The organism is Falsiroseomonas sp. (assembly GCF_041690465.1).
Lineage (GTDB): Bacteria > Pseudomonadota > Alphaproteobacteria > Acetobacterales > Acetobacteraceae > Falsiroseomonas.
This window is the reverse complement of record NZ_JAWLHG010000001.1, coordinates 359932-384886: the sequence shown is the minus strand read 5'-3', so window position 1 is coordinate 384886 and position 24955 is coordinate 359932. Positions and strand designations below refer to the sequence as shown.

Below are 24955 nucleotides of genomic sequence, written 5' to 3'. Positions count from 1 at the left end.
ATGGGACGCTCGCTGTCCAACATCCTGTGGCTCGGCGTGAAGGAGCTGCGCAGCCTGCGCCACGACACCTTCCTGCTCGCCTTCGTGGTCTATTCCTTCACCTTCGCCGTCTACAGCCAGGCGACGGGGGTGACGCACGAGCTGCGCAACGCCGCCATCGCCATCGTGGACGAGGATCGCTCCGTGCTGTCCCGGCGGATCGCGGGCGCGTTCCTGGCGCCGAACTTCCGCAGCCCGGACATCATCGCCCCGCCGGAGATGGCGCCCGGCATGGATGCCGCCCGCTGGACCTTCGTGCTCGACATCCCGCCCGGCTTCGAGCGCGACCTGCGGGCCGGGCGGCGGCCGGTGGTGCAGGTGAATGTGGACGCGACGGCGATGCTGCAGGCCGGCATCGGCGCCGGCTACATCGAGCGCATCGTGGCCGAGGAGGTGGCGCGCTATGCCGGCGGCGAGACGGCGCTGCGCGACGCTGCCGAGCCGGTGGCGCTGCAGCTGCGGATCGCCTTCAACCAGGCGCTCGACAGCGCGCGCTTTTCCGGCGCGATGGCCATCGTCGGCAATGTGACGATGCTGGCGGTGCTGCTGGCCGGCGCGGCGCTGATCCGCGAGCGGGAGCACGGCACCATCGACCACCTGCTCGCCATGCCGTTGACGCCTTTTGAGATCATGGTGGCGAAGCTCTGGGCGAACGGCCTGGTCATCCTGACTGCCGTGGCGGTCTCGTTGGTCGTCGTGCTGCGCTGGGCGGTGGGCGCGCCGCTGGCCGGCTCGCTCGGCCTCTTCCTGGCGGGCACGGCGCTCTACCTGTTCTTCGCCACCTCGCTCGGCATCTTCCTCGGCACCGTCGCGCGGTCCATGCCGCAGCTCGGCCTGCTGTTCATCCTCACCGTGCTGCCGATGAACATGCTCTCGGGCGCCGACACGCCGCTCGAGAGCATGCCGCTGCCGCTGCAATACGCGATGCAGCTCGTGCCCTCGACGCATTTCGTCGCCTTCGCGCAGGCGATCCTGTTCAGGGGCGCGGACCTGTCCATCGTCTGGCCGCGCTTCCTGGCGACGGCGGTGGTCGGGGCGGTCTTCCTGCTGATCGGCCTTTGGCGCTTCCGCCGCGCCCTTGCGGCCTGACGCCGCGGCGACATGCTTGAAGCAGAGCGCGGGGCGGCGCGACACATGGCGGAAACGCGGATGCGCGAGACTCGCCGCGCGCGCTCCTCCGGTGCGCGGACCGGCAGCGGAGAGTTGCGACCATGGACGGGCTGTTTCTTCTCGTCGGCCTCGCCATCCCCATCGGGTTGTTCGTCGGCTGGTGCCTCGGCATCGCCGCCTGGCGCCAGGTGCAGCATCTGCGGGCGGAGGTCGCGGCGCTGCGCCGTGCGGTGATCGAGGCCGGGATCGCGGTCCCGGAGCCGGTGGCAGGAGCCGAGGCAAACCCGAATCCCTGGTCACGTCCACCCGCCGCCGAGACAGCCCCCGAGGCGACCGAAGAGACACCGGCCGAAGACGCCCCCGCCGCGCCAACCCCCAATCCCTGGGCGACGCCGCAGCCGGCGCCGGCCGCCGCGCAACCGACGCCCGCCCGGCCCGGCTTGGAGGAGGCGCTGACGCTCCGCTGGGGCACCTGGCTCGGCGCGGCGGCGCTGCTGCTGGCCGGCGTCTTCCTGGTGCGCACGGCCGTCGAGGAGGGCTGGCTCGGGCCGGCGGCGCGCTGCGTCCTGGCGGCGCTGCTCGGTCTGGCACTGGTCATCGGCGCCGAGTGGCTGCGCCGCCGGCCGATGCCGGAGCGGCCGAACATCCCCTGGCCGGACTACGCCCCGCAGGCGCTCGCCGCCGGCGGCGTCGCGGCGCTGTTCGGCGCTGCCTATGCCGCTTCCGTGCTCTACGGGCTGCTGCCGCCGCTCGCGGGCTTCCTGCTGATGGCGGCGGCGGCGCTGGCCGGTCTCGCCCTCGCGCTGCTGCACGGCCCGCTGGTGGCCGCGCTGGGCATCCTCGGCGCCTATGTGACGCCGGCGCTGGTCGAGACGCAGGATCCCTCGCTGCCCGGCCTGTTCCTCTATCTCCTCGTCGTCACGGCGGCGGCGCTCGCCGTGATGCGGCAAGTGGGCGGCGCCTGGCTCGGCCGGATCGCGACCGTCGCGGCGGCCTGCTGGGTCGTGGCGGGCGGCATCCTGGCCTCGGCGCCGCAGGATCTCTGGGCACCGGCGCTGTTCGTCCCGGTCGCCGCGGGCCTGCACCTCGCGCTGCTGCCGGGTGCCGCACTGGAAGGGCAGGTCGGGCGGCGTCTCGCCTGGATCCCCGTCGCGGCGCTCGCCGCCGCGGGGTTGACGCTGATGCCCGACGCCAGGGGCGGAGTTGCGCCCGCCATCGGGCTGCTGCTGCTGACGCCGGTGGCGATCGCGAAGGGCGCGCGGGAGCCGCGGCTGGATCGCCTGCCCATGCTGGCCGCCCTGGTCGGCCTTCTGATGCTGCTCGCCTGGCCGATCGGCGCCTGGAGCTCGGGCGAGGAGGCGGTGACGATCGAGGGCGTGGTGCAGGCGATCCTGCCCGCCACGGCATGGCCGCCCGGGGCGCTGCTGCCCTTCCTGCTCGGCGCCGCCGCCCTGGCCGCGATGCATGCCGGCGCCGGGGCCTGGATGGAGCGCCGCGCGCCGCATCCGCTGCACTGGGCGGCGTTGCCGGCGGCCGTTCCGGTGCTCGTGCTGCTGGTCGCCTATGCCCGGGTGCGCGGCTTCGCCCTCGACCTGCGCTGGGGGCTGGCAGCGCTGGCGCTGGCCGCCGCACTGGTCGGCGCCGCCTCGCTGGCGCGGCGCGAGGGCGCGACGGCCCGCGTGGGCGTGCACGCCGCCGGCGCGGTGGCATCGCTCGCGCTCGGGGTGGCGATGGTGCTGTCGGATGCCTGGCTCACCCTCGCCGTCGCGCTGTTCCTGCCGCCGCTCGCCTGGATCGAGGCGCGCACCGACCTCGGGGCGCTGCGGCGCATCGCGCTGGCCGTCGCCGCGCTGGTGCTGGTGCGCCTGCTGCTGAACCCGGCGGTGCTGGGCTACGCCTTCGGCACGGCCCCGGTGCTGAATGGCCTGTTGCCGGCCTATGGCGTTCCGGCCGCGTGCTTCGCCCTCGCCGCCTGGATGTTCCGCCGGCGCGGCGACGATGCCACGGTCGCCGTGCTGGAGGCCGGTGCGATCGCCTTCGCCACCGTGCTGGTGCTGCTCCAGATCCGCCACGCCGTCACCGCCGGCGCCATCGCCGATGTGTCGTCCGGCTGGACCTTCCGCGAGGGTGCCTTGCAGGTCACGGGGCTGTGGGTGCTGGCGACGGGCCTCCGGCTGCTGAATGCGCATCTGGGCGACCGCCCGGTGCAGCGCTGGGGCTGGCGGGTGCTGGCAGGGCTGGCGCTGCTGCCGGGCGTGCTGCTGATCCTGCGGAACCCGGCCTTCGAGCCGGCGGCGCAGATCGCCGCCATGCCGCTGTTCAACGAGTTGCTGCTGGCCTACGCCATCCCGGCGGTGCTGGCCGCGCTGGCGGCGCGCACGCCCGATGCGAAGCCGGGGCGTCTGCGCGAGGTGCTGGCGGCCTATGCCTTCGCGGCCTCCCTCGCCTGGGTGACGCTTGCCGTGCGGCACGCCTTCCATCCGCTTGGCATGGCGCTCGAGCTGGCAGGCACCTCCGATGCGGAGATCTATGCCTATAGCGGGGCCTGGCTCGCCCTCGCCGCCTTGCTGCTCGCGCTCGGCATCGTCGGGCGCATCCGGGTGCTCCGCCTAGCCGCCCTTGCGCTGATGGCGCTGACCATCGCCAAGGCCTTCCTGGTGGACATGGGCGACCTGATGGGGCTCTGGCGGGTCGTGAGCTTCCTGGCGCTGGGCCTGGCGCTGATCGCCCTCGGCTGGGTGTACCGGCGCTTCGAGCCGGGAGCCGCGCGCACCTGACCACGAATCCCCTGCCCGGCCCGACACCCCAACCGCTGGGCGGCCCCGTGCAACGTTGCGGGACGCGGCGTCGATCCTTTCCGGCTCAACCGCGCCGGCGGGCCCGCACCAGCAGCGCCAGCCCGCCCAGCGTCAGCGCCCCGCCCACCAGGTCGCTGACATACAGCCGCTCCCCCAGCAGCGCCCAGCCGAACACCGCCGCCAGAGGCGGCGCCAGCAACTGCAGCGCCGAGGCGGTGGAGGTCGGCACCCGCTTCAGCATCACGAAATACAGCGCATAGCCGCCGATCCCGACCACGATCATCGACCAGAGCAGGCCCCCCAGCGTGAACCAGCTCGCGCTGCGGGGCATCGCGCCTTCCAGCAGCAGCGCCAACATCAGGCAGAGCAGGGCGGAGACGGTGGTCTGGCCGAGGCTCGCCACCCACAGATCGACGCGCCCCTTGGCCGGCGCATAGACCAGCAGACCGACCGCCTGCGCCGCTGCCGCGCCGACCGCCAGCAGGAAGCCGGAGGCCTCGGCCGCCGCCAGCCCATCCAGCGCGCGCAGGAAGCCGAGCAACGCCACCCCCGACCAGCCGATCGCCAGCCCTGCCCAGGCCAGCGGCGGCAGCGGCTTGCGCAGGATCAGGCTCTCCCCGGCGGCGACCAGCAGCGGCGTGGTGGCGCAGATCAGCGCGACCAGCCCGGTCGGGATGCGCGCCATGGCGAGCCAGGCCAGGGCGAGATAACCGCCCATGCCGAACAGCCCGAGCAGCGCGACGCGCCCGGCATCGGGCGGGCTCGGCCAGCGCGCACGGAACGCGAGCGCGATCGCCAGCAGGATCGGCGCCGTCAGGCCGAAGCGGATCGCCAGCGACCACAGCGGCGGCCATTCCCGCACCACCACGCCGGCGACGGTGAAGGCCGAGGCCCAGATGGCGACGAAGGCGCCGCCGATCAGCAGGCCGCCGCGGCCCATCAGATGTTGCGGCGGATGAGGGCGGCTTCCAGCGTGTTCTCCAGCAGGCAGGCGATGGTCATCGGCCCGACACCGCCCGGCACCGGCGTGATCGCCTCGGCACGCTCCACCGCGCCGGCGAAGGCCACGTCGCCGACCAGCCGGCCGTCGGGCAGCCGGTTAATGCCGACATCGATCACCGTCGCCCCCTCCGCCACCCAGTCGCCCTGCACCATCTCCGGCCGGCCCACCGCAGCGACCAGGATCTCCGCCCGTCGGCATTCCGCCGCCAGGTCGCGGGTGCGCGAATGGGCGATGGTCACCGTGCAGTCGGCCCCCAGCAGCAGCTGCGCCATCGGCCGCCCGACGATGCCGCTGCGCCCCACCACCAGCGCCCGCGCGCCCGGCAGCGAGGCACCGGCGGCGCGCAGCAGGTGCATCACCCCCTTTGGCGTGCAGGGCACCAGCCCGGGCTGGCCGGAGGCGAGCCGCCCGGCATTCAGCGGGTGGAAGCCATCCACGTCCTTCTCCGGCGCCACCGCGGAGATCACGACATCGGCGCGGATCTGCGGCGGCAGCGGCAGCTGCACGAGGATGCCATCCACCGCCGGATCGGCGTTGAGCCGGGCGACCAGCGCCAGCAGCTCGGCCTGCTCCGTGCCGGCCGGCAGGTGGATGGTGGCGCTGTCGAAGCCCACCTCCTGCGCCGCCTTGTCCTTGTTGCGGACATAGACGCCGGAAGCCGGATCATCGCCCACGCGCACCACGCGCAGGCCCGGGCGGAAGGAGAGGCCGGCAACGCGCGCCGCAATCTCGCGGCGGAGGCCGGCGGCGACGGCCTTGCCGTCGATCAGGGTGGCGGTCATGCGGTCAGGCGTTCCAGCCGTTCGATGAGGCGGGCCGGATCGCCCGCGATGCGCAGCGTCTTCAGGCGCGACGTGGCGCCCTGCGCAACCTCCACCGCCGAGCCCGGCACGTCCAGCGCTTGCGCGATGACAGTGCAGACGGCGCGGTTGGCGCGCCCATCCTCCGGCGCCTCGCTCACCGCGACCCGCAGCGCGCTTCCATCGGCCGAGAGCCCGCCGATGCCGGGCCGGCGCGATTTCGGCTGCGCCTTCACGCGCAGCTCCACGCCACCGGCCAACGCCCGGAAGGCTGCGCTCAATGATGCTTCCAGATGACGCTCTCGAGCGCCGGCTCGGTCGGGTCGCAGTTCAGCCACTGGCCATTCGCCACGCTCTGCCCGGTCATGGACAGGATGAAGCCCCAATGGCTGACCACGACGGTGTGCGCCCAGTCGTCGAGCGCCGCCATCTCGCCGCGGAAGCGCGCCGCACGTGCCAGCACCTGGTCCGCCGGCTCTTCCTCGGCGGGCCACCACACTTCCTCGATATGGTGCAGCGCGAGATCGGGCCATTCGGCACGCAGCGCGGTGCAGGGGCTGCCGATGTCGCAGGTGAAGGCGTAGCGCTCCCGCACGATCGGGTTCACCGTCACCGTCAGCCCGAGCCGCCGGGCCAGCGGCGCCGCCGTCTGCAAGGCCCGCGTATAGGGCGAGGCGACGATACGGCGGATCTCGTGCCGCCCGGCCAGCGCCTCGGCCGCTTCCTCCGCCTGGGCGTGGCCGAGCGGGGTCAGCTTCGGGTCCTTGATGCCGGGGTCCCGGCGGGTCTGGGTGAACAGCAGGTTGAATTCGCTCTGGCCATGGCGGAGCAGGATCATCGCGGTGCGGGGCTCCCGGAGAGAGGCTGGCTGGGCGATACAGGCGGCAGGAGGGCTCGGCAACCGCCACCCGCACCCACGCGATGCGATGGCGCGGGGGCAAATCGGTGCCCCATTGCGGTCCCGCCGTTGCGGGGCGGGCCGACGAGCCCTAAGTGATGGGCTGATGAGGAGTTGGCAATGTCCGGCGGCTTCCCGGTCGATCTGATCCTGTTTGCGATGGTCGCGGCCTTCCTGGTGCTGCGGCTGCGCAGCGTCCTCGGGCGCCGCACCGGCTTCGAGCGGCCGCGTCGGGAGGGTCCCGGCGCCTACGACCCCGCGGCGCAGCGCCAGCTGCCACCGGCCGAGGCGGCTGCCGACCAGCCGCCCCCGGTGGTTGCCGACGACACCCGCCGCATCGTTCCCGATCCGCGCAGCCCGGTGGGACAGGCGCTGCTGCGCATCAAGGGCGTGGAGCCGAGCTTCGATCCGCTCGGCTTCCTGCACGGCGCCGAGGGCGCCTTCCGCATGGTGGTGGACAGCTTCGCCAAGGGCGACCGCGAGACGCTGCGCATGCTGCTCGCCGACGACGTCTATGCCGGCTTCGAAGGCGAGATCGCCCGCCGCGAGGCCGCCGGCGAGACCCAGCGCAGCGAGGTCCGCGCCATGCAGGAGACGAAGATCGAGGCTGCCGACCTGCGCGGCACGGTGGCCGACGTCACGGTGCGCTTCGTCTCCGACCAGGTGAACCTGACCACCGCGAAGGACGGCAGCATCGCCGCCGGCCATGAATCGGTGACCGAGCTGGTGGACATCTGGACCTTCCAGCGCGACCTGCGCAGCGAGGATCCGACCTGGAAGCTGGTGGCGACGCAGAGCGCCTGACGGCGCTTCCTCTCCGGCACTGGCAGCGGGCCGCGGCAGCGCCGCGGCGCCGCGGGCGGATCGGGGTGGGGGCAGTCGCCGCCCTGCTCTGTGCCTTCCTCGTCACCGCCTGTGGCCCGCAGACCTTCCCCCGCGACGCCAGCTTCGCAGACCTGCCCGGCTGGTCGGAGGACCGGCACGCCGAGGCGATCCCTGCGCTCCGCGCCAGCTGCGCCGCCATCGCCCGGCTGCCGCCCGACCGGGGCCTTGGTGGCGCCGAGGCGACGCAGGCGACCGCCGCCGACCTGGCGCCGGCCTGCGCCGCGCTCGCCACGCTGCCGCCCGGCGATGCGGCCGCCCGCGCCTTCCTCGAACGCCATTTCCGCCCCGTCGCACTCGGCGAGGGTATGCTGACCGGCTATTTCGAGCCCGAGCTGCGCGGCAGCCTGACGCCGAGCGAGACCTTCGCCACGCCCCTGCTGGCCCGCCCGCCCGAGCTGGTGGAGGCCGATCTCGGCGCGCACATCCCCGATCTACGCGGCCGCCGCATCGCCGGCGTGGTGCGCGAGGGCCGCCTGCATCCCTTCCACGACCGCGCCGCCATCACCGCCGGCGCGCTGGAGGGCCGTGGTCTCGCGCTCGTCTGGGTGGACGACCCGGCGGACGCTTTCTTCCTCCAGGTGCAGGGCTCCGGCCGCGTCGTGCTGCCGGATCGCCGCGTGCTGCGCCTCGGCTATGCCGGCTGGAACGGCTTTCCCTACGTCGCGATCGGCCGGTTCCTCGTCGAGCAGGGCGCGCTGGCGCGCGAGGCGGTCTCGATGCAGTCCATCCGCGCCTGGATGGAGCAGGCCGGACCGGAACGGACCGCGGCGCTGATGGCCCGCAACCCCAGCTACATCTTCTTCCGCGCGCTGGACGTGCCGCCCGAGCGCGGCCCCGTCGGCACGCTCGGCGCGCCCCTGACACCGATGCGTTCCATCGCGGTGGACCGCACCCGGCTGCCGCTTGGGATGCCCGTCTGGCTTTCCGGCCGCGACCCGTTGACGGATGCGCCGCTGCGCCGGCTGACGGTTGCGCAGGACACCGGCGGTGCGATCAGCGGCCTGGCGCGCGCCGACCTCTTCACCGGATGGGGCGCAGAGCCCGCCGCGCGCGCCGGGCGCATGCGCGAGCCGGCAGCGATGTTCCTGCTCCTCCCCCGTTAGGCGATACGCCCCGAATTGTCGCGCCTGCACCGGCGACGCTGCTATGATCGCCGCGCCGGGATGGCCAAGAAGAACAGCAGGAGAATGCGATGCCTCATTTCATGTTGCGCTGGTCCTTCAAGGACAGCACGATCAAGGCGCTGACCGACAAACCGCAGGATCGCGAGGCGGCCGCCCGGCAGGTGGTCGAGGCTTTCGGCGGCAAGCTCGTCTGCTACTACTTCGTCCTCGGCGAGTATGACGGGCTCGGCATCTGCGAATTTCCCGACAGCATCAGCGCCGCGGCGCTGAGCATGCGCCTCGGCAGCACGGGCGTCTTCTCGCGCGTGGAGACGCATGCGCTGCTCACCACCACAGAGGCGCAGCGCGCCATGCAGCAGGTGAAGGACGCCGGCGCAGGCAGCTACCGCCCACCGGGCAGCTGAGGCGCCGCAACCCCGTGCGGCGGCCGGCCCTGGCCGTCGCACGCGGACCGGTGGGAGGCCCGCGGCGCCGGCTTCCTTGACGGGCCGGCGCGCCAAGGCGTGTAGTTACGGGGTGAGTGCCCTGTTCACCCCCTTCACCCTGCGCGGGCTGACGCTCCCGAACCGGATCGTCGTCTCTCCCATGTGCCAGTACAGCGCGGAGGATGGCTGCGCGACGGACTGGCACCTGATCCATCTCGGGCAGTTCGCCCTGTCCGGCGCCGGGCTGCTGATCCTGGAGGCCACCGGCGTCGAGCCGGTGGGACGGATCAGCCCGGCCTGCCTCGGCCTCTACGACGATGCCACCGAGGCCGCGCTGCGCCGGGTCGTGGAGGCGATCCGGCGCTGGAGCCCGATGCCGCTCGGCATCCAGCTCGGCCATGCCGGGCGCAAGGCCTCCACCCGCCCTTCCTGGGAGGTCCGCGGCGAGCGCACGCGCTGGCTCCTCCCGGCGGATGGCGGCTGGGCGACGGTGGGGCCTTCGGCGCTGCCTTTCGGGCCCGGCTGGCCGACACCCGGTGAGCTGGATGCCGCCGGGATGGACCGCATCGTGGCTGCCTTCGCCCAGGCGGCAAGCCGCACGGCGCGGCTCGGGCTCGACCTCATCGAGATCCACGGCGCGCATGGCTACCTGATCAGCAGCTTCCTCTCGCCGCTGGCGAACCGCCGCAAGGATGACCACGGCGGCAGCCTCGAGAACCGCATGCGCTTCCCGCTGCGCATCGCCGCGGCCGTGCGCGAGGCGTTCACGCCGGACCGCCCGGTGGGCATGCGCTTCAACGGCACCGACTGGGCCGATGGCGGCATCACGCCGGAGGAAGCGGTGGCCTTCGCGCGCGCCCTGCGGGAGGTCCGCCTCGACTACTGCGACGTCTCCTCGGGCGGCAATGCGGAGGTCCGCATCCCGCTCGCGCCCGGCTACCAGGTGCCCTTCGCCGAGCGCGTGCGGCGCGAGTCCGGAATGGCGACGATGGCGGTCGGCCTGATCCGCGAGCCCGAGCAGGCCGAGGCGGTGATCGCCGGAGGCCGTGCCGACCTCGTCGCGCTGGGTCGTGCCATGCTGCACGATCCGCGCTGGCCCTGGCATGCGGCGGAAGCACTCGGCGCGAGCGTCCAGGTGGCACCGCAATACTGGCGCGGCGCCACCCGTGCGGGCGTGCCGCATTTCGACACGCGCCCGGCGGAGGCCACGCGCGTGTAGGGCCTGCGGGACAAGCCCGTGCAAGGGGGGAGAAGGACATGAAGGCAACGAGGCGCGGCGCGCTGGCAGCCGCTGCGACAGCCATCCTGGCGCGGCCGGCCCATGCCCAGGCCTTCCCGACGCGGCCGCTGCGGCTTGTCGTCCCCTTCCCGCCGGGTGGCACCACCGACATCGTCGGCCGCCAGATGGCGACCGTCATGTCGGAAACGCTCGGCCAACCCGTCGTCGTGGAGAACCGGCCCGGCGCCTCCACCGCGATCGGGGCCGATGCGGTGGCCCGCAGCGCGCCGGACGGCCACACCATGTTGATCGTCAGCTCGACGACGCTCGCCATCAACCCGGTGATCTCGCGCCGCCTGCCCTACCGTCCGGAGCAGTTCGCGCCTGTCGCGCTGCTGCTGCGCATGCCCTTCGTCATGGTCACCGCGCCGAGCTGGCCGCCGACCACCGTGCAGGAGGCCGTCGCCTGGCTGCGCGCCAATCCCGGCAAGGCGAACCTGGCGACGCATGGGCGGGCCGGCTCGGCGCACCTGGTCGGCGAGATGTTCGCCGCCGCCGCCAAGGTGGAGATGGAGCCGGTCCACTACGCCGGCAGCGCCCCCGCCACGCTCGACCTCGTGGCCGGCCGCGCGCATGTGATGTTCGACGGCATCCCGACCGCGATGGCGAATTCCCGCGGCGGCCAGGTGCGGGCGCTGGCGGTGACCGGCACGCGCCGGTCGCACATCGCGCCCGACCTGCCGACCATGGCGGAAGCCGGCCTGCCGGAGGTGGAGGCCTACACCTGGTTCGGCATCGCCGTCCCGGCGGAGACCCCGCCGGCGGCCATCGCCCGGCTGCACGGGGCGGTGATGGCCGGCCTGCGCTCCGAGCCGCTTCGCAGCCGCTTCTTGGCCGACGGCCTCGAGCCCGGCGAGATGAGCACCGCCGAGTTCGCCGCCATGGTCGAGAGCGAGAAGGCACGCTGGCGCGGCGTGATCGAACCGCTGCAGCTGCAGATCGACTGATCGCCGTGACCCAGCCGATCTTCTACGTCGCCGAGCTCGACATCGGCGACGAGGGCCTGCCCGCCTTCAGCGCCTGGTACGCCAACCGCCACGCGCCGGACCTGTTCCTGCTCGGCTTCCGCTCCTGCACCTCCTACCGCGCGATCGAGGGCGGGCTCGGCGTGGTGGACATGTACGAGGCGGATGCCTGGGACATCGTGGCGAGCGAGGGGTATCGCCGGATGAAGGCGCGCGACCTGCACGCGGCGCCGGCGCTGGTCGGGCGCACCGACTTCACCCATACCATCTACGTCCATCACCCGGCGCGGCCGGCGGAGCGGGAGGCGCGGCTGGACGCCGACTTCATTACCCTGGCTCGCTTCGCCGCGGACGAGGCATCGGAGAACCGGCTGGCCGAGTGGCTCTCCGGCCCGGGCACCGGGCGGCTGGAGGCGATGGGGGCGCAACGCGTGCGCCTGCTCCAACGCGGCCGCGACCATCCCACGCTGAAGAGCCGCCGGGCGCGCTGCGCGCTGGTCGCCGAATGGGGGGCCGAGCCGCCGCCGGAAGGCCGCGGCCTGGCGATGCTTCCCGCCTCCCTGGCCGACGCCCTGCAACCCGACCAGCACTTCGCCGGCGTCCGGCTCTATCCCTGGCCGGACGATCCCAAGCTGCGACCATGACGAGCCGGTGCGCGGCGGCAGCGTTCAGCCGCCGCTCCGCACCAGCCGCACCAGCGCCGCCACATGCTCGGGCGGCGTGACCTTCTCGATCCCATGCCCGAGGTTGAACACGAAGGGCCGCCCGCGCATCGCCGCCAGGATCTGCCGCGTCTCGGTCTCCAGCGCGATGCCGCCCGCCACCAGCGCCAGCGGATCGAGGTTGCCCTGCAGCCCGACATTGCCCGGCACCGCGGAGGCCGCGAAGCGCGGGTCCATGGCGGTGTCCATCGCCACCGTCGCCACCCCCGTCCGCTGCACGTATTCGCCGATCAGTGGCCCCGCCAGGCGGGGAAAGCCGATCACCGGCACGGAGGGGTGCAGCTGCTGCACCTTGCGCACGATGGTCACCGTCGGCTCGATCACCCAGCGGCGGAACTGGCTCGGCGGCAGCATGCCGGCCCAGCTGTCGAACAGCATCACCGCCTCGGCGCCGGCCTCGATCTGCGCCAGCAGGTAGTCGGTGGTCGCCTCCACCAGCGTGCGGATCAGCTTCCCGAACAGCGCCGGATCGCCGAAGGCCATGCCGCGCGCGGTGTGGAAGTCGCGGCTGCCATGCCCCTCCACCATGTAGGCCGCCACCGTCCAGGGGCTGCCGGCGAAGCCGATCAGCGTGACCTTCGGCGCATGCAGGTCGAGCGCCATGCGGGTCAGCCGCACCGTGTCCATGATCGGCGCCGCACGCTCCCGCAGCATCTCCGGCTGCAGGGCCGCGACCGCGGCGGCATCGCGCAGCGGGTCAAGCACCGGCCCCTCGCCCTCGGCGAAGCGCAAGGGCTGGCCGAGCGCCCAGGGCACCATCAGGATGTCGGAGAACAGGATCGCGCCATCCATGCCGAAGCGGCGGATCGGCTGCACCGTCACCTCGGCGGCCATCTCCGGCGTGGTGCAGAGCTTGATGAAGCCGCCCGCCTTCTCCCGGATCTCGCGGTATTCCGGCAGGTAGCGCCCGGCCTGGCGCATCAGCCACATCGGCGGCGGCCACACCGCCTCGCCCGCCAAGGCCCGGAGCAGCGGCTTGCCCGCCCCCGTCGTGGCACTTCCCTGCGCCTCTGCCGACACGCCAACCTCCGTCGCTTCAGGGCCATCAATAAAGAAGAGTTAGAATCCTTGAAGGGGAGGGGAGGTAATAGGGCCTGTGGGCATCGTGGATCATCGCTCCGCCCCGGGTCATCCACAGCCCTGTCCACCGCCGCAGCCCATGCCAAGGTGCTGGAATGACGCGTGAATCCCGTGCCGCCCCGATCCGCGCGGAAAAGCCCGCGATTCCATCCCGTGTGCCGCGCGCCGACCGGTTATACCCGCTCCGCCGTGCATCGCCCTTGACCGGGTGGGGTTTTCCCCATCATCCCCGCGTTCCGCGCCCCTCCCCGGAGCCGCCATGACCACCCGCACCATCAACCTCCACCTGGTGTCCGACAGCACCGGCGACACGCTGAACTCCATCGCGCGGGCCACCCTCTCCCGCTTCGAGGAGCCGCATGTCATCCACCATCGGTGGTCGCTGATCCGCTCCCGCCTGCAGCTCGACCGCGTGCTGGACGGGATCGAGGCGGAGCCAGGCCCGGTGCTGTTCACCGTCGCCGACCGCAGCCTGCGCCACGCGCTGGAGGAGCATTGCGCCCGCCTCGGCGTTACCTGCCAATCCGTGCTCGACCCCGTGATGGAACTGCTGCAGGCCGAGCTCGGCGAGCCCGCGCGGGAGAAGCGGGCCGCGCAGCATGTGATGGACGCCGATTATTTCCGCCGGATCGACGCCATGCACTACGTGCTGGCGCATGACGACGGCCAGGGCGTCGCCGGCATCGCCGAGGCCGATGTCTGCCTGGTCGGCGTGTCCCGTTCCTCCAAGACGCCGACCTGCTTCTACCTGGCCAACCGCGGCATCAAGGCCGCCAATGTCCCGATCGTGCCCGGCGCCACCCTGCCGGAGGAGCTGAACGAGGCGCCCTGCCCGGTTGTCGGCCTGCATATCGAGGCTGGCGCGCTGATCGAGATCCGCCGCCATCGCCTGCGGTTGATCGGCGCCGGCGGCGTGCGGCAGGATGCGACCGACTATGTGGACCATGAATCGGTGAAGGCCGAGATCCTGGTCGCGCGCCGGCTCTGCACCGCCCGCGGCTGGCCGGTGATCGACGTCACCCGCCGCTCCATCGAGGAGACGGCGGCCACCGTGCTGCAGCTGATGGAAGCCTGGCACGCCCGCCGCCGCCAGCCGATCGTGCCCCACGTGCCGGAGGACCCGGCCGCGGATGTGCTGCGGAACGGCGGCTGATGTCGCCAGCCCGGGCCGCGTGCCGCCGAATTGCCGCGCCGGCGCCTTCTCCCCTCCCGCTTGCCGGCGTTCCTGGCCCTGTGCGACCGACAGGGAGAACCCCAGCCATGACATCTGCGAGACTGCTTGCGGCCTGCCTCGCCCTGGCGCTGTGCGCGCCTTCCGTCGCGGCAGCCGATCCCTGGAAGGACGAAAGCGGGCAGCGCGGCGAGCGTTGGCGGGACGGCGGGGACCGGCGCGGGGGGGATCGCGACCACGATCGGGGCGGCCGCCGGGACGGCTGGGGCTGGCCTCCCGCGCCCTATGCGCAGCCGCGCGTGCCGCCGGGCCACCTGCCGCCCCCCGGCGAATGCCGGCTGTGGTACCCGGGCGTGCCGCCCGGGCAGCAGCCGCCGCCCGGCCGGTGCTGAGGCGACGCCGTGCTGCTGCAATCTTCGGAGGTGCGCATCGTCCTCGCCTCCTCCTCCGCCACCCGCCGCGCCCTGCTGACCGGCGCCGGCCTGGAGTTCGAGGCCGTGCCGGCCGCGGTGGACGAGGCGGCGCTGAAGGAATCGGCGCAGGCCGAGGGCATCCCGCCCGAGGATGCCGCGATCATGCTGGCCGAGGCCAAGGCCGAGCGCATCGCCCGCCGCCGGCCCGACGCGCTGGTGCTTGGCTGCGACCAGCTTCTCACCTGCCGGATCCCTGATTCCGGCGCGCCCGGCGGCGCGACGGACGGGCGCGAGCGCTGGTTCGACAAGCCGGCGGACCTTGCCGCGGCGCGGGCGCAGCTGCTGGCGCTGCGCGGCCGCACCCATCGTCTGGTCACCGCCACGGTCGCCTGGCGCGGCGGCACGCGCATCTGGCAGGACGTCTCGGTCCCGCGCCTGACCATGCGCAGCTTTTCCGACGCCTTCCTCGACGCCTATCTCGCCGCCGAGCGCGAGGCGGTCTGCGCCAGTGTCGGCGGCTATCGGCTGGAGGGTCTCGGCGTGCACCTGTTCAGCCGGGTGGAGGGCGAGCACAGCGCCATCCTTGGCCTGCCGCTGCTGCCGCTGCTGGGATTCCTGCGCGGGCACGGGGTGCTTGCGGGCTGAACCTGCCGGGGCATGGAAGAGAGGGCTTGCACCGGAAGTTGCAGGACGCTACTCATGCATTGTCTCAATTTGTTAACATCGTCCTAAGAACCAGGATGTTCCAGACGAGCCATGAGGGCCCGTGACGAAGGGAATGCCTCATGAAGTTCGGTTGGCTCGGGGCCTGTGGGCTTGCGGTGATGATGGCGGCGGCGCCGCTGCGGCAGGGTGAGGCGGCGCTGGTCACCTGCGCGCCGGTGACGCTCGGCGCCGTGGAAGGTGCCACCGCCTGCGGCTACGACACTACCTTCTTCAATGACAGCGAAGCGGTGGTGAACCGGCAGGGGACCGATGGTCCCGGCTATTTCGGCCACTCCGACTGGGACATGGTCGGCCGCGAGGAGGATGGCGGGTGGTCGGATGAGTTCGACTTCGCCGCGTACCGGCTCGGCGGTGCCGACATGTTCATGCTGGTCTTCAAGTCCGGCTCGAAGAAGCAGTCGCCGAGCCTGATCGCCTATCTGGTGGAGACGCTGGAGGGCGAATGGCGCACCCCCTTCACCAACGTGCCCTTCCCGAACCATCCGGCCGAGGGGCGCGACGTTTCGCATATCTCCTACTACGTCCGCACCGCGGGCCTGCCCGAACCGCTGCCGGAACTTCCGACGACGCCGACCAGCGTGGACATCCCTGAGCCAGCCGCGCTGGCACTTTTCGGGTTGGGGCTGGCGGGGCTGGCCATGGCGCGGCGGAAACGCGGTCCGAACGCCCGAAATTCACAAGATCGTGCCGGACTGGCCCCGTGAAGGCGAGGCGTGGCATTCGGCGCGTCCGTTGCCAATTCGCACGTCGCTTCCGGGCCGTTGCTGTCGGCCTTCTTTACAATGTTCGGACGTCCTGAATCGCCGCAAAGCCTCTGGTTGCCTCGATTCCGGTCTGCTGAGGAGTCAGGAAACTTTACATCCGCTTACATATGCGCCCCCGTACGAACGTCCAAAAATAGCTAACGCGTTGACTCTCCTGTGTTGGCACATCGCTTGCTTCGCCAACGGCAAGCGATCGAACCATGTGGTTCCGACAGTCGCAAGCGCGTGAACGACAGGAGGTTGGACGATGTCCGTAGCAATGCGTGGGTGGCTTGGGGTGCTGGGCCTTGCGGTGGTAGCGACCGCCGCCATTCCGGCCAGCCCGGCGCAGGCAGGTGTCTGCGATTTCGGCGCGAGCGGCGATGTTTCGCTGACAATCGGCTCAACGACCTATTACTCCACCACCTGCGCCGACCCGATCGCAAAGGGCGGTGGTGAGGTTGCAGAGGTCCAGAACCTCGAAAACGCCCTCGGCGTCACCGGCTTCACCTATCTGGACAAGAGCGATAGCCCAGCGAATACGAGCTTCGGCATTCTTTTCACGGTTACGGCGCCGAATGATGTCAGCTCCGGAACCTGGGGTGTGACCTGGACCGAAGCGGCCGGGCCGCCCGACCTGCCCATCATGGCCGACCTCATCGTCGGTCTCTTCGCCGGCGATACCGGCGCGGGCTACCTCTTCGAGGACGTCGTGCTGCCGATCAGCCCGAACACCGGTAGCGGCTATTTCGAGATCGACTTCACGAACCGCGGCGGCCAGATCCCGGACCTCTCACACCTGACCCTGGCCGGCGCGAACTTCACGACCGTTCCGGAAGACCCGACCGACCCGAACGTATCTATCCCCGAGCCGGCCACGCTCGCGCTGTTCGGCCTCGGGCTCGCCGGCCTCGGCGTCGCCGCGCGCCGGCGCCGCCGCGCAGCCTGATCGCGACGGCCCGAAACGGCCCGCATCGAGGGGCGGCACCGGCAACGGTGCCGCCCCTTTCGCGTCAGGGCGCGGCCAGCTCCCGCCGCAGTACCAGCGCGTCCGCGCCACCCGCATAGTAGCGCCGCCGCCGCCCGGCCTCGGCGAAGCCCGCCGCGCCATAGAGCGCCCGCGCCGCCGCATTGCCCTCCGCCACTTCCAGGAACATCGCCGTCGCGCCGCGTACGACGGCCTGCGTCATCGCGGCCGCCAGCAACGCCCCGCCCTCGCCCTGCCGGCGCGCTTGCGGGACCACGGCGAGCGTCAGGATCTCCGCTTCATCGGCCGCCACCCGCGCCAGCACGAAGCCCCGCCCTGGCAGCAGCAGCCCGAAGGCGCCGGGCATCTCCAGCATCAGCCGGATCGCATCCGGCCCCCAGCGCTCGCCCGCCGGGAAGGTCGCCGCATGCAGCGCGGCGAGCGCCGGCGCGTCGGCGACGGTCGCCGCCATCATCCGGGCAGGCGCACGGCGGGGGGTTCCGAATATAGCGGTGCCGCGCTGCGCGGCGGGATCGCGCCGGCCAGGCGCCGCGCCGCCACCGAAGCCGCCGCGCCGGCATCGGGCAGGCGGCTGTCGGTCAGCAGCGCGTCGGCATCCCGTGCCAGCAGCCGCGCCGCCACCATCGGCGCGGCATCGCCGGCGATCGCCACAGGCCCCGCCGGCATCGGCAGCTCGCGCTCGGCAAAGACCGCGGGCGGCGCGGCGATCCAGGCACCTGGCGCGATCCGCTCCAGCGAGACGCGTCCGCGCCTGGTGTCCACCACCGCCCAGACCTCCCGCGCGCCGCGTATGTCTTCCGGCAGCGCGGCGGCCAGCGCCTCCCCGGTGGTCACGCCGACCAGCTCCACGCCGAGCCCGAGCGCGATCCCCTCCGCGAGGGCGATCGCCGTGCGCAGGCCGGTGAAGCTGCCCGGCCCCACCACCACCGCCACCGCGTCCAGCCGGCGCTCCGCCTCGGCCAGCAATGCCTCCGCCATCAGCGGCAGCGCCGTCGGCTGCACCCGGTCGCCGGCCACCACCCGCCGCGCCACCACCGCCCCGTCAATCCACAAGGCGGCCGAGGCGCGGGCGAGGGAACCATCAAGGGCCAGGATACGCATGGCCGGCTATCTAGACCGGATCGCCGTCAGGCGGCATGCCCCCGGCGATACGGTCTGCAGGGATCCGGCGGATCGCCTGAGAACGGAGCGTGCGGCTACGCTCCGCGCCGTTTCCTCAGCCCCGCTGGCGCCTTGCCAGGCCGAGCCCCGCAAGGCCGATCCCGAACAGCGCGAGGCTCATCGGCTCGGGCACGGTCGCGGTCGCGGCGATCTGGCCATCCTCGGAGGCGATGACGAGCGTCAGCACGTCGCTCCGCGTGCCGCGGTCGTACGACCCGTTGATCAGGCTCTCGCAGCAATCCGTGCCGACCGCGACGTAGTTCCCCGTGGTCAGGGCCAGCGTGATGACGCCATTGGCAAAGGACCCTGCGGGGCCGCACAGAGAGAAGCCGCAATTGTCGTCTGCAGTGGCCAGGCGGTTGGCCCCCGTGAAGCTCCCCGTGTCGGTGAAGAGCTCGATGTAGGGGTCGATGGTCGGCCCCATCGTGTAGATGTCGAAGGTGCCGGGCGTCGTCACAGCGAAGCGCAACACGGCGAAGGAGTCGGTGCCGGTGATGGTGAAGGTTTCGCTGCGCAGGATCGCCGCCTCCGCCCGGCCCGTCGCCGCCAGGGCGAGCAAAGCAAGCACCATGATCATGGCTCGGCGCAGCTTGTGGGATAGCACGTGGAGATTTCCTTTGTGAGTGTTGCTTCGACGGCATCGCCGTACAGCGGATCATGCAAGAACAGGGCCGGCGCTGAATATCATGTGAAATCAGGTGGTTGCAGCGATGATGCCAAGATCGTTTACCCAGCCTGTCAGAATCCATGACATGTCGTCTGCGGGACGAGCCGATTGGTTGACAGCTGGTAGCGATCGGACCGCCGCGGGATCGGATTCCCCGGCTTGTCCGCCGCGCCGCGCGGGTGTTCGCTACCCGTCCCCTCGCCGCAGGAACGCCCGCCATGAACGAGATCCGGCCGTCGCGCCCGAACAACCTCGACGCCTTCTGGATGCCCTACAGCGACAACCGCTACTTCAAGGCGCATCCGCGCCTGCTCGCGCGCGCCGAGGGCATGCACTACTGGACCGCCGACGGGCAGGAGATCCTCGACGGCACCGCCGGCCTCTGGTGCTGCAACGCCGGCCATGGGCGCCGCGAGATCACCGAGGCGATCCAGAAGCAGGCCGCGGTGATGGATTTCGCGCCGACCTTCCAGCTCGGCCACCCCGTCGCCTTCGAGGCCGCCGCCCGCGTCGCGGAGATGACGCCGGAGGGGATGGACCGCGTCTTCTTCGTCAATTCCGGCTCCGAGGCCGCCGACACCGCGCTGAAGATCGCGCTGGCCTATCACCGCGCCCGCGGCCAGGCGCAGCGCGTGCGGCTGGTGGGGCGGGAGCGCGGCTACCATGGCGTCGGCTTCGGCGGCATGTCGGTCGGCGGCATCGGGCCGAACCGCAAGCAATTCGGTGCGCAGCTGCCCTATGTGGACCACCTGCCACACACCCACCTGCCGGCGCAGAACGCCTTCAGCAAGGGCCAGCCGCCGCATGGCGCGCACCTGGCCGAGGCGCTGGAATCGCTGGCCGCCCTGCATGGCGACACCATCGCCGCGGTGATCGTGGAGCCGCTGGCCGGCTCCACCGGCGTGCTGGTGCCGCCGGTGGACTACCTCCAGAAGCTCCGCGCGATCTGCGACAAGCACGGCATTCTGCTGATCTTCGACGAGGTGATCACCGGCTTCGGCCGTCTCGGCACCAATTTCGGCGCCGAGCGGCTTGGCGTCACGCCCGACATCATGACCATGGCCAAGGGCCTGACCAACGCCGCCGTCCCGATGGGCGCGGTGGCGACCTCGGGCGCGGTGTATGATGCGATCGTGAACGGCGCGCCGGCCGGCATCGAGCTGTTCCACGGCTACACCTATTCCGGCCATCCGCTGGCCTCCGCCGCGGCGATCGCCACGCTGGAGCTGCACCGCGCCGAGGACCTGCCCGGTCGCGCCCGCGCGATCGAGCCCTATTTCGAGCAGGCCGCGCACAGCATGCGTGACGTGCCCGGCGTGATCGACGTGCGCAATCTCGGCCTGGTCGCCGGGATCGAGCTGCAGCCCCGCGCCGGCGCGCCCACCGCGCGTGCGATGGAGGTGTTCCGCTGGTGCTTCGACCACGGCGTGCTGACCCGCGTGACCGGCGACATCGTCGCCCTCTCGCCGCCGCTGATCGTCGAGAAGCCGCAGGTGGACCGGCTGTTCGGCACGCTGGCCGACGCGATCAGGGCGGTGCCGGCCTGAGGCGACGGCCCGGGCCGCGCCTGGTGCGCGGCCCGGTGGATCAGCCCGGCACGGGCGCCACGATCAGGTGGAGGCGCCAGGCCTGCGCATCGAAGCCGCCGGGCTCACGCAGGAAGGTCCAGGCGCTGTCCGGCTCGGTGCACAGGTACATCTCGATGCGCCCGAAGCGGGCGAAGATGCCCTGCCGCCCGAATTCGAGGGCAAACCGACTGCGCCCGGCGGTCGGAACCCGCATGCCGGGATCCATGTCGTTGGCCGCGGCCAGCAGGAGTTTCAGGTTGGGATCCATGGCCACAGCTCTCTCGCTGGTTGATCCCCTGACCATATCCGACCAAAAATAAGACCATGCGAGAATTTTGCCAATCGAGCGCGCATCGGTGTCGGAAATTGTCGTGTGGGTGGCGGTCCCGCATCTGCCGCTGACGGGAGGTGAGGGCGCTCCGCGCTGGCGGTCAGCCGCTCCGCCCCGGCCCGAACAGCAGCAGCACGCGGTCCTGCAGCCCCATGCGGTCCCAGAGCTCCGACAGCCCCTCGCGGTCGCCGCGGCGGGCGAAGGCGCGCTCGGCCCGCGCCCGCTCCTGCGGTTGCAGCTCGGACCAGAAGCCGGCAACCCAGGGGAAGTCGCGCAGCAGTGCGCGGGTGCGCAGCTCCGGCGTGGTGCGGGGCGGCGGCGCCTCCACCGGCTGCACCCGCGCGGTTCCGCCCGTCTCCGTCTGCGGCTGCGGCTCGGGCGCGGTGGGCGGGTCGGGCACGTACCAGCCGGGCGGCAGCCCGGTCGCGGCGTCCGGCCGTTGGAGCTCCTCCGGCGCCGGCCGCAACACCAGGGAAGCAGGCGCCGGCGGCCGCGGCGCCACGGCCACCGGCGGCGGCAGGGGCGGCTTGGGCGCCAGCATCCCGGGCTCCGCCGCACAGCCGGCGCCCAGCAGCAGCGCCGCGCAGGATATCGCCAGCAAGGGCCGGGCCCGGATGGCGGCGCAAGTCGCACCCGTCGCACCTGTTCTCAGGCGTGGAAACCTGGCGAGCGGATATCGGTGCTGGTCGCGGGGGCCTTCCATGCGACTTGCCTAACCTCTTCGCCCCACCCCGCACCAGCCCCGGGCTCCGATGCGTGATGAGGAGGGGTTCCTGTTCGCCCGCTGCGTCACAGGCGAGGGCGGCCCCGCGCGCCGATCGGCGGCGGCGGGGTGGAACGGACGGCGCGTTACCATATAACGCAACCCATCGAGCCCCCCTCCCGGAATCCCCGCCATGTCCGAGACCGACCACTCCCCCGGCCAGATCCCCGTCACCGTCCTCACCGGCTATCTCGGCGCCGGCAAGACCACGCTGCTGAACCGCATCCTGTCGGAGAACCATGGCAAGCGCTTCGCCGTGGTGATTAACGAGTTCGGTGAGCTCGGCGTGGACAACGACCTCGTGGTGGATGCCGACGAGGAAGTGTTCGAGATGAACAACGGCTGCATCTGCTGCACCGTCCGCGGCGACCTGATCCGCATCATCGGCGGGCTGATGAAGCGCCGCGGCAAGTTCGACGGCATCATCGTCGAGACCACCGGCCTGGCCGATCCGGCCCCCGTCGCGCAGACCTTCTTCGTGGACGAGGATGTGAAGCGCGCGACGAAGCTGGATGCCATCGTCACTGTGGTGGACGCCAAGCACCTGCCCGCGCGGCTGAAGGACAGCAGCGAGGCGCAGGAGCAGATCGCCTTCGCCGACATCATCGTGCTGAACAAGATGGACCTGGTGACCGAGGAGGAGGCCGCGGAGGTCGAGCGCCTGATCAAGGCGATCAACCCGTATGCGGAAATCCGCCGCAGCACGAAGTCGGACGTGCCGCTCGAGGCGGTGGTCGGCCGCGACGCCTTCAACCTCGCCCGCATCCTGGAGAAGGAGCCCGATTTCCTCTCCGGCGAGGATCACCACGAGCATGACAGCGAAGTGAACAGCGTGAGCTTCGAGGTCAGCAAGCCGATTGACGCGGAAAAATTCAACGCCTGGATCAGTCAGCTGCTGCAGGCCAAGGGCCAGGACCTGCTGCGCACCAAGGGCATCCTCCATTACGCCGGTGACAACCGCCGCTTCGCCTTCCAGGCCGTGCACATGATCGCCGATGGCGACTACATCGGCGAGGTGAAGGAGGGCGATCCGCGGAAGTCGAAGATCGTCTTCATCGGCCGCGACCTGAACCGCCCGCAGCTGCGGCGCGGCTTCGAGGCGTGCCAGGTGGACGCCTGATGGCCGAAGTCTCCACCGCCGACTTCCTTCTCGCGAGCCGCGGCCGCGCGGAGGAGCTCGGCGCCTGGGTCGTCGCCGCGGTCTGGGACAGCGGCAACCGCCTCGCCTTCGCGCTCGGGGACGGCACGCTGCGGCTCGCGGCGATGGAGGGGGATTGGCGCAGCGTCGCCGCGCATGAGGGCGCCGTGCTCTCGGCCTGCGCCGATGCGAAGGACGGCTTCCTCAGCGGCGGCGATGACGGGCTGCTGGTGCGCACCGCGCCGGATGGCGGCACGCAGACGGTCGCCGACTACAAGGGCAAGTGGGTGGACCATGTCGCCGCGCACGAGGCCGGCCTGCGCGCCGCCGCGGTCGGCAAGGCGGTGCATGTGCACGGGCCGCAAGGGCCGCTGAAGACGCTCACCCACATCTCCTCGGTCGGCGGCATCGCCTTCGATGCGAAGGGCAAGCGCATCGCCGCCAGCCACTACAACGGCGCCTCGCTGTGGTTCGTCGCGGCGAAGGAGGACAAGCCCCGGTCGCTGGAATGGAAGGGCAGCCACCACGCCATCGCCTTCTCGCCGGACGGCACGCATGTCGTCACCGCGATGCAGGAGCCCTCGCTGCATGGCTGGCGGCTGGCCGATGGGCAGCACATGCGCATGTCGGGCTATCCCTCGAAAACGCGCAGCCTGGCCTTCACCGCGAAGGGCCGCTGGCTGGCGACCTCGGGTGCGGAGAGCGTGGTGCTCTGGCCGTTCTTCGGCGGCGGCCCGATGGGCAAGGCGCCCACCGAGATCGCCGGCGGGGATGCCGTGCTGTGCAGCGCGGTGGCCTGCCACCCGCAGCACGAAGTCGTCGCCGCCGGCTTCGGCGACGGGCTGGTGCTGCTGGCTGAGATTGGTAGCGGCAAGGTGGTGCCCGTCGCGCCGCCGAGCGGCAGCGCCGTCAGCGCGCTGGCCTGGAGCCCGAACGGCGCCGGGCTGGCCTTCGGCACAGAGGCCGGTCATGCCGGACTCGTCGATCTCGCGCGGCGCTAGAACCTGGTGCCGGTCAGCGCCTCGGCCGCCTGCCACAGCCGCGCAGCGGCGACCTCGTCGCGCGCGGCGGCGGTGATGCGCGCGGGCGCCGGCGGGCCGCGCAGCTCGCACAACCGGCAGCGGCCGTAATGTCCGCCAGGCCTTGCCTCCGCCGCAGTCGCGGCGAACAGGAGCGGCCGCGCGCCGATCTCGGCCGAGTGGCTGAACAGCCGCGTCGCCCGTCGCATCAGCCGCAGCAGCAAAGGCGTGGCGCCTTCCGAGGCCGGGCCATTGGCGTAGAGGTTGGTCATCGCCCATCCGGGATGCGCCGCGATGCTTGCCACGCCCCAGCCGCCGCGGTCGCTGCGGCGCTGCAGTTCCAGCGCGAAGCTCAGCGCCGCCAGCTTGGATTGCGCATAGGCGCGCCAGGGGCGGTACTTGCGCTCGCCCTGCAGGTCTTCGAAGCGCAGCCTGCCGAACCGGTACGCCAGGCTCGTCACTGTGACCACGCGCGGCGAGGTGGCGGTTCGCAGCAGCGGCAGCAGCCGCGCCGCCAGAGCGAAATGGCCGAGGAAGTTCACGCCGAGTTGCCGCTCGAATCCATCGGCGGTGAGCCGTCGCGTGGGCAGCGCCATCACCCCGGCATTGTTCACCAGCAGATGCAGCGCAGGGTGGCGCGCGGCCACTTCCTCCGCGCAGCCGCGCACCGAACGCAGCTCGCCGAGGTCAAGCGGGACGAAGCCGAGCCGCGCGCCCGGCGTCTCCCCGGCGACGCACGCCATCGCTGCCTCGGCCTTGCCGCGGTCGCGTACGGCGAACAGGACCTCTGCGCCGGCGGCGGCCAGCGCGCGCGCCACCTCGAAGCCGATGCCGCCGGTGGCGCCCGTGACCAGCGCGACGCGGCCGCGCTGCGGCGGGATGTCGCGCGCGGTCCAGCCGGCCAAGCGTCGGCGCCTTGCGAGGCGCTATTCCTGGCTGGTGAGGGTCATGTACATGAGGCCGATGTAGACGGCCGGCATCACCAGCAGCGCGATCACCAGCGCGGCCGGCGGCGCGCCGCAACCGCCGGAGGCCAGCTCCCACCCCGCGAAGGCGAGCGTGGCGAGGATCAGCACGAGGCCGATATACCAGGGCATCAGGCGGTTCCGCTTGGTGGTTCCGGACATCGCGCTCTCCTT

General features: G+C 72.0%; 28 protein-coding genes. 16 read left to right on the top strand and 12 right to left on the bottom strand.

Going from position 1 to position 24955, the window contains the following annotated elements; genetic code table 11:
- Positions 1–1128 (top strand): ABC transporter permease, encoded by a 1128-nt coding sequence (locus ACESM1_RS01900; RefSeq protein ID WP_372617189.1) that lies wholly within the window; start codon positions 1–3, stop codon positions 1126–1128.
- Between the two features lie 122 nt (positions 1129–1250).
- Positions 1251–3926 carry a DUF2339 domain-containing protein gene (locus ACESM1_RS01895; protein ID WP_372617187.1) on the top strand — a complete coding sequence of 892 codons (2676 nt, stop codon included), beginning with the start codon at positions 1251–1253 and terminating at the stop codon, positions 3924–3926.
- An 85-nt stretch (positions 3927–4011) separates the two neighbouring features.
- Here the strand turns inward: ACESM1_RS01895 and ACESM1_RS01890 are convergent, their stop codons facing one another.
- The 4 genes from ACESM1_RS01890 to ACESM1_RS01875 are packed head-to-tail and all read right to left on the bottom strand — an operon-like array spanning position 4012 to position 6588.
- Positions 4012–4887, bottom strand: a complete 876-nt coding sequence (locus tag ACESM1_RS01890; RefSeq protein ID WP_372617185.1) for a DMT family transporter — start codon at positions 4885–4887, stop codon at positions 4012–4014.
- Positions 4887–5732, bottom strand: a complete 846-nt coding sequence (gene folD, locus ACESM1_RS01885; protein ID WP_372617183.1) for a bifunctional methylenetetrahydrofolate dehydrogenase/methenyltetrahydrofolate cyclohydrolase FolD — start codon at positions 5730–5732, stop codon at positions 4887–4889. The genes ACESM1_RS01890 and folD overlap by 1 nt, the downstream gene beginning before the upstream one ends.
- Positions 5729–6031: a DUF167 domain-containing protein gene (locus ACESM1_RS01880; protein WP_372617181.1), complete on the bottom strand. Its 303-nt coding sequence runs from the start codon at positions 6029–6031 to the stop codon at positions 5729–5731. The genes folD and ACESM1_RS01880 overlap by 4 nt, the downstream gene beginning before the upstream one ends.
- Entirely contained in the window at positions 6028–6588 is a 561-nt protein-coding gene (locus tag ACESM1_RS01875) for a histidine phosphatase family protein (protein WP_372617180.1), read from the bottom strand. The genes ACESM1_RS01880 and ACESM1_RS01875 overlap by 4 nt, the downstream gene beginning before the upstream one ends.
- 180 nt (positions 6589–6768) lie before the next feature.
- Here ACESM1_RS01875 and ACESM1_RS01870 point away from each other — a divergent pair, with 180 nt between their 5' ends.
- The 6 genes from ACESM1_RS01870 (at position 6769) to ACESM1_RS01845 (ending at position 11970) form a co-directional block, all read left to right on the top strand.
- Positions 6769–7452 (top strand): Tim44/TimA family putative adaptor protein, encoded by a 684-nt coding sequence (locus tag ACESM1_RS01870; RefSeq protein ID WP_372617178.1) that lies wholly within the window; start codon positions 6769–6771, stop codon positions 7450–7452.
- 65 nt (positions 7453–7517) lie between these two features.
- On the top strand, positions 7518–8636 hold the full coding sequence (locus ACESM1_RS01865; RefSeq protein ID WP_372617176.1) for a murein transglycosylase A: 1119 nt from the start codon (positions 7518–7520) through the stop codon (positions 8634–8636).
- Between the two features lie 89 nt (positions 8637–8725).
- Positions 8726–9061 carry a GYD domain-containing protein gene (locus tag ACESM1_RS01860; RefSeq protein WP_372617175.1) on the top strand — a complete coding sequence of 112 codons (336 nt, stop codon included), beginning with the start codon at positions 8726–8728 and terminating at the stop codon, positions 9059–9061.
- Between the two features lie 76 nt (positions 9062–9137).
- Entirely contained in the window at positions 9138–10301 is a 1164-nt protein-coding gene (locus ACESM1_RS01855; RefSeq protein WP_408874593.1) for an NADH:flavin oxidoreductase/NADH oxidase, read from the top strand.
- A 38-nt stretch (positions 10302–10339) separates the two neighbouring features.
- Complete coding sequence (locus tag ACESM1_RS01850) at positions 10340–11308, top strand: Bug family tripartite tricarboxylate transporter substrate binding protein (protein ID WP_372617173.1); 969 nt, start codon at positions 10340–10342, stop codon at positions 11306–11308.
- Between the two features lie 5 nt (positions 11309–11313).
- Positions 11314–11970, top strand: coding sequence for a hypothetical protein (locus tag ACESM1_RS01845; protein ID WP_372617171.1), 657 nt, complete (start codon positions 11314–11316; stop codon positions 11968–11970).
- 24 nt (positions 11971–11994) lie between these two features.
- Here the strand turns inward: ACESM1_RS01845 and hemE are convergent, their stop codons facing one another.
- Positions 11995–13068, bottom strand: coding sequence for a uroporphyrinogen decarboxylase (hemE, locus tag ACESM1_RS01840; RefSeq protein ID WP_372617170.1), 1074 nt, complete (start codon positions 13066–13068; stop codon positions 11995–11997).
- 319 nt (positions 13069–13387) lie between these two features.
- Here hemE and ACESM1_RS01835 point away from each other — a divergent pair, with 319 nt between their 5' ends.
- The 5 genes from ACESM1_RS01835 (at position 13388) to ACESM1_RS01815 (ending at position 17130) form a co-directional block, all read left to right on the top strand.
- Positions 13388–14281, top strand: coding sequence for a pyruvate, water dikinase regulatory protein (locus tag ACESM1_RS01835; RefSeq protein ID WP_372617168.1), 894 nt, complete (start codon positions 13388–13390; stop codon positions 14279–14281).
- A gap of 107 nt (positions 14282–14388) precedes the next feature.
- Positions 14389–14691: a hypothetical protein gene (locus tag ACESM1_RS01830; RefSeq protein ID WP_372617166.1), complete on the top strand. Its 303-nt coding sequence runs from the start codon at positions 14389–14391 to the stop codon at positions 14689–14691.
- 9 nt (positions 14692–14700) lie between these two features.
- Positions 14701–15357, top strand: a complete 657-nt coding sequence (locus tag ACESM1_RS01825; RefSeq protein ID WP_372617165.1) for a Maf family protein — start codon at positions 14701–14703, stop codon at positions 15355–15357.
- A gap of 140 nt (positions 15358–15497) precedes the next feature.
- A complete protein-coding gene (locus ACESM1_RS01820) occupies positions 15498–16142 on the top strand; it encodes a PEP-CTERM sorting domain-containing protein (protein WP_372617163.1) in 645 nt (214 codons plus the stop codon).
- 307 nt (positions 16143–16449) lie between these two features.
- Positions 16450–17130 (top strand): PEP-CTERM sorting domain-containing protein, encoded by a 681-nt coding sequence (locus tag ACESM1_RS01815; protein ID WP_372617161.1) that lies wholly within the window; start codon positions 16450–16452, stop codon positions 17128–17130.
- Positions 17131–17194: 64 nt separating this feature from the next.
- Here the strand turns inward: ACESM1_RS01815 and ACESM1_RS01810 are convergent, their stop codons facing one another.
- From ACESM1_RS01810 to ACESM1_RS01800, 3 genes are all read right to left on the bottom strand, one after another.
- Positions 17195–17623 (bottom strand): GNAT family N-acetyltransferase, encoded by a 429-nt coding sequence (locus ACESM1_RS01810; protein ID WP_372617159.1) that lies wholly within the window; start codon positions 17621–17623, stop codon positions 17195–17197.
- Positions 17620–18270 (bottom strand): tRNA (adenosine(37)-N6)-threonylcarbamoyltransferase complex dimerization subunit type 1 TsaB, encoded by a 651-nt coding sequence (gene tsaB, locus ACESM1_RS01805; RefSeq protein WP_372617157.1) that lies wholly within the window; start codon positions 18268–18270, stop codon positions 17620–17622. The genes ACESM1_RS01810 and tsaB overlap by 4 nt, the downstream gene beginning before the upstream one ends.
- 115 nt (positions 18271–18385) lie before the next feature.
- A complete protein-coding gene (locus ACESM1_RS01800; RefSeq protein WP_372617155.1) occupies positions 18386–18934 on the bottom strand; it encodes a DVUA0089 family protein in 549 nt (182 codons plus the stop codon).
- Between the two features lie 281 nt (positions 18935–19215).
- Here ACESM1_RS01800 and ACESM1_RS01795 point away from each other — a divergent pair, with 281 nt between their 5' ends.
- Complete coding sequence (locus tag ACESM1_RS01795; RefSeq protein WP_372617153.1) at positions 19216–20544, top strand: aspartate aminotransferase family protein; 1329 nt, start codon at positions 19216–19218, stop codon at positions 20542–20544.
- Between the two features lie 40 nt (positions 20545–20584).
- Here ACESM1_RS01795 and ACESM1_RS01790 read toward each other — a convergent pair whose 3' ends face one another.
- Together ACESM1_RS01790 and ACESM1_RS01785 are read right to left on the bottom strand one after the other, a co-directional pair.
- Complete coding sequence (locus ACESM1_RS01790) at positions 20585–20833, bottom strand: hypothetical protein (protein WP_372617152.1); 249 nt, start codon at positions 20831–20833, stop codon at positions 20585–20587.
- A gap of 163 nt (positions 20834–20996) precedes the next feature.
- Positions 20997–21437: a hypothetical protein gene (locus ACESM1_RS01785; protein ID WP_372617151.1), complete on the bottom strand. Its 441-nt coding sequence runs from the start codon at positions 21435–21437 to the stop codon at positions 20997–20999.
- Positions 21438–21792: 355 nt separating this feature from the next.
- Here ACESM1_RS01785 and ACESM1_RS01780 point away from each other — a divergent pair, with 355 nt between their 5' ends.
- Together ACESM1_RS01780 and ACESM1_RS01775 are read left to right on the top strand one after the other, a co-directional pair.
- Positions 21793–22779, top strand: coding sequence for a CobW family GTP-binding protein (locus ACESM1_RS01780; protein ID WP_372617149.1), 987 nt, complete (start codon positions 21793–21795; stop codon positions 22777–22779).
- Complete coding sequence (locus tag ACESM1_RS01775; protein ID WP_372617148.1) at positions 22779–23798, top strand: WD40 repeat domain-containing protein; 1020 nt, start codon at positions 22779–22781, stop codon at positions 23796–23798. Before ACESM1_RS01780 ends, ACESM1_RS01775 begins: the two co-directional genes overlap by 1 nt.
- Here ACESM1_RS01775 and ACESM1_RS01770 read toward each other — a convergent pair.
- Together ACESM1_RS01770 and ACESM1_RS01765 are read right to left on the bottom strand one after the other, a co-directional pair.
- On the bottom strand, positions 23795–24721 hold the full coding sequence (locus tag ACESM1_RS01770) for an SDR family oxidoreductase (RefSeq protein WP_372617147.1): 927 nt from the start codon (positions 24719–24721) through the stop codon (positions 23795–23797). The two genes, ACESM1_RS01775 and ACESM1_RS01770, sit on opposite strands and share 4 nt — an antisense overlap.
- A 21-nt stretch (positions 24722–24742) precedes the next feature.
- Positions 24743–24943, bottom strand: coding sequence for a hypothetical protein (locus tag ACESM1_RS01765; protein ID WP_372617146.1), 201 nt, complete (start codon positions 24941–24943; stop codon positions 24743–24745).
- Between the last annotated feature and the right edge of the window lie 12 nt (positions 24944–24955).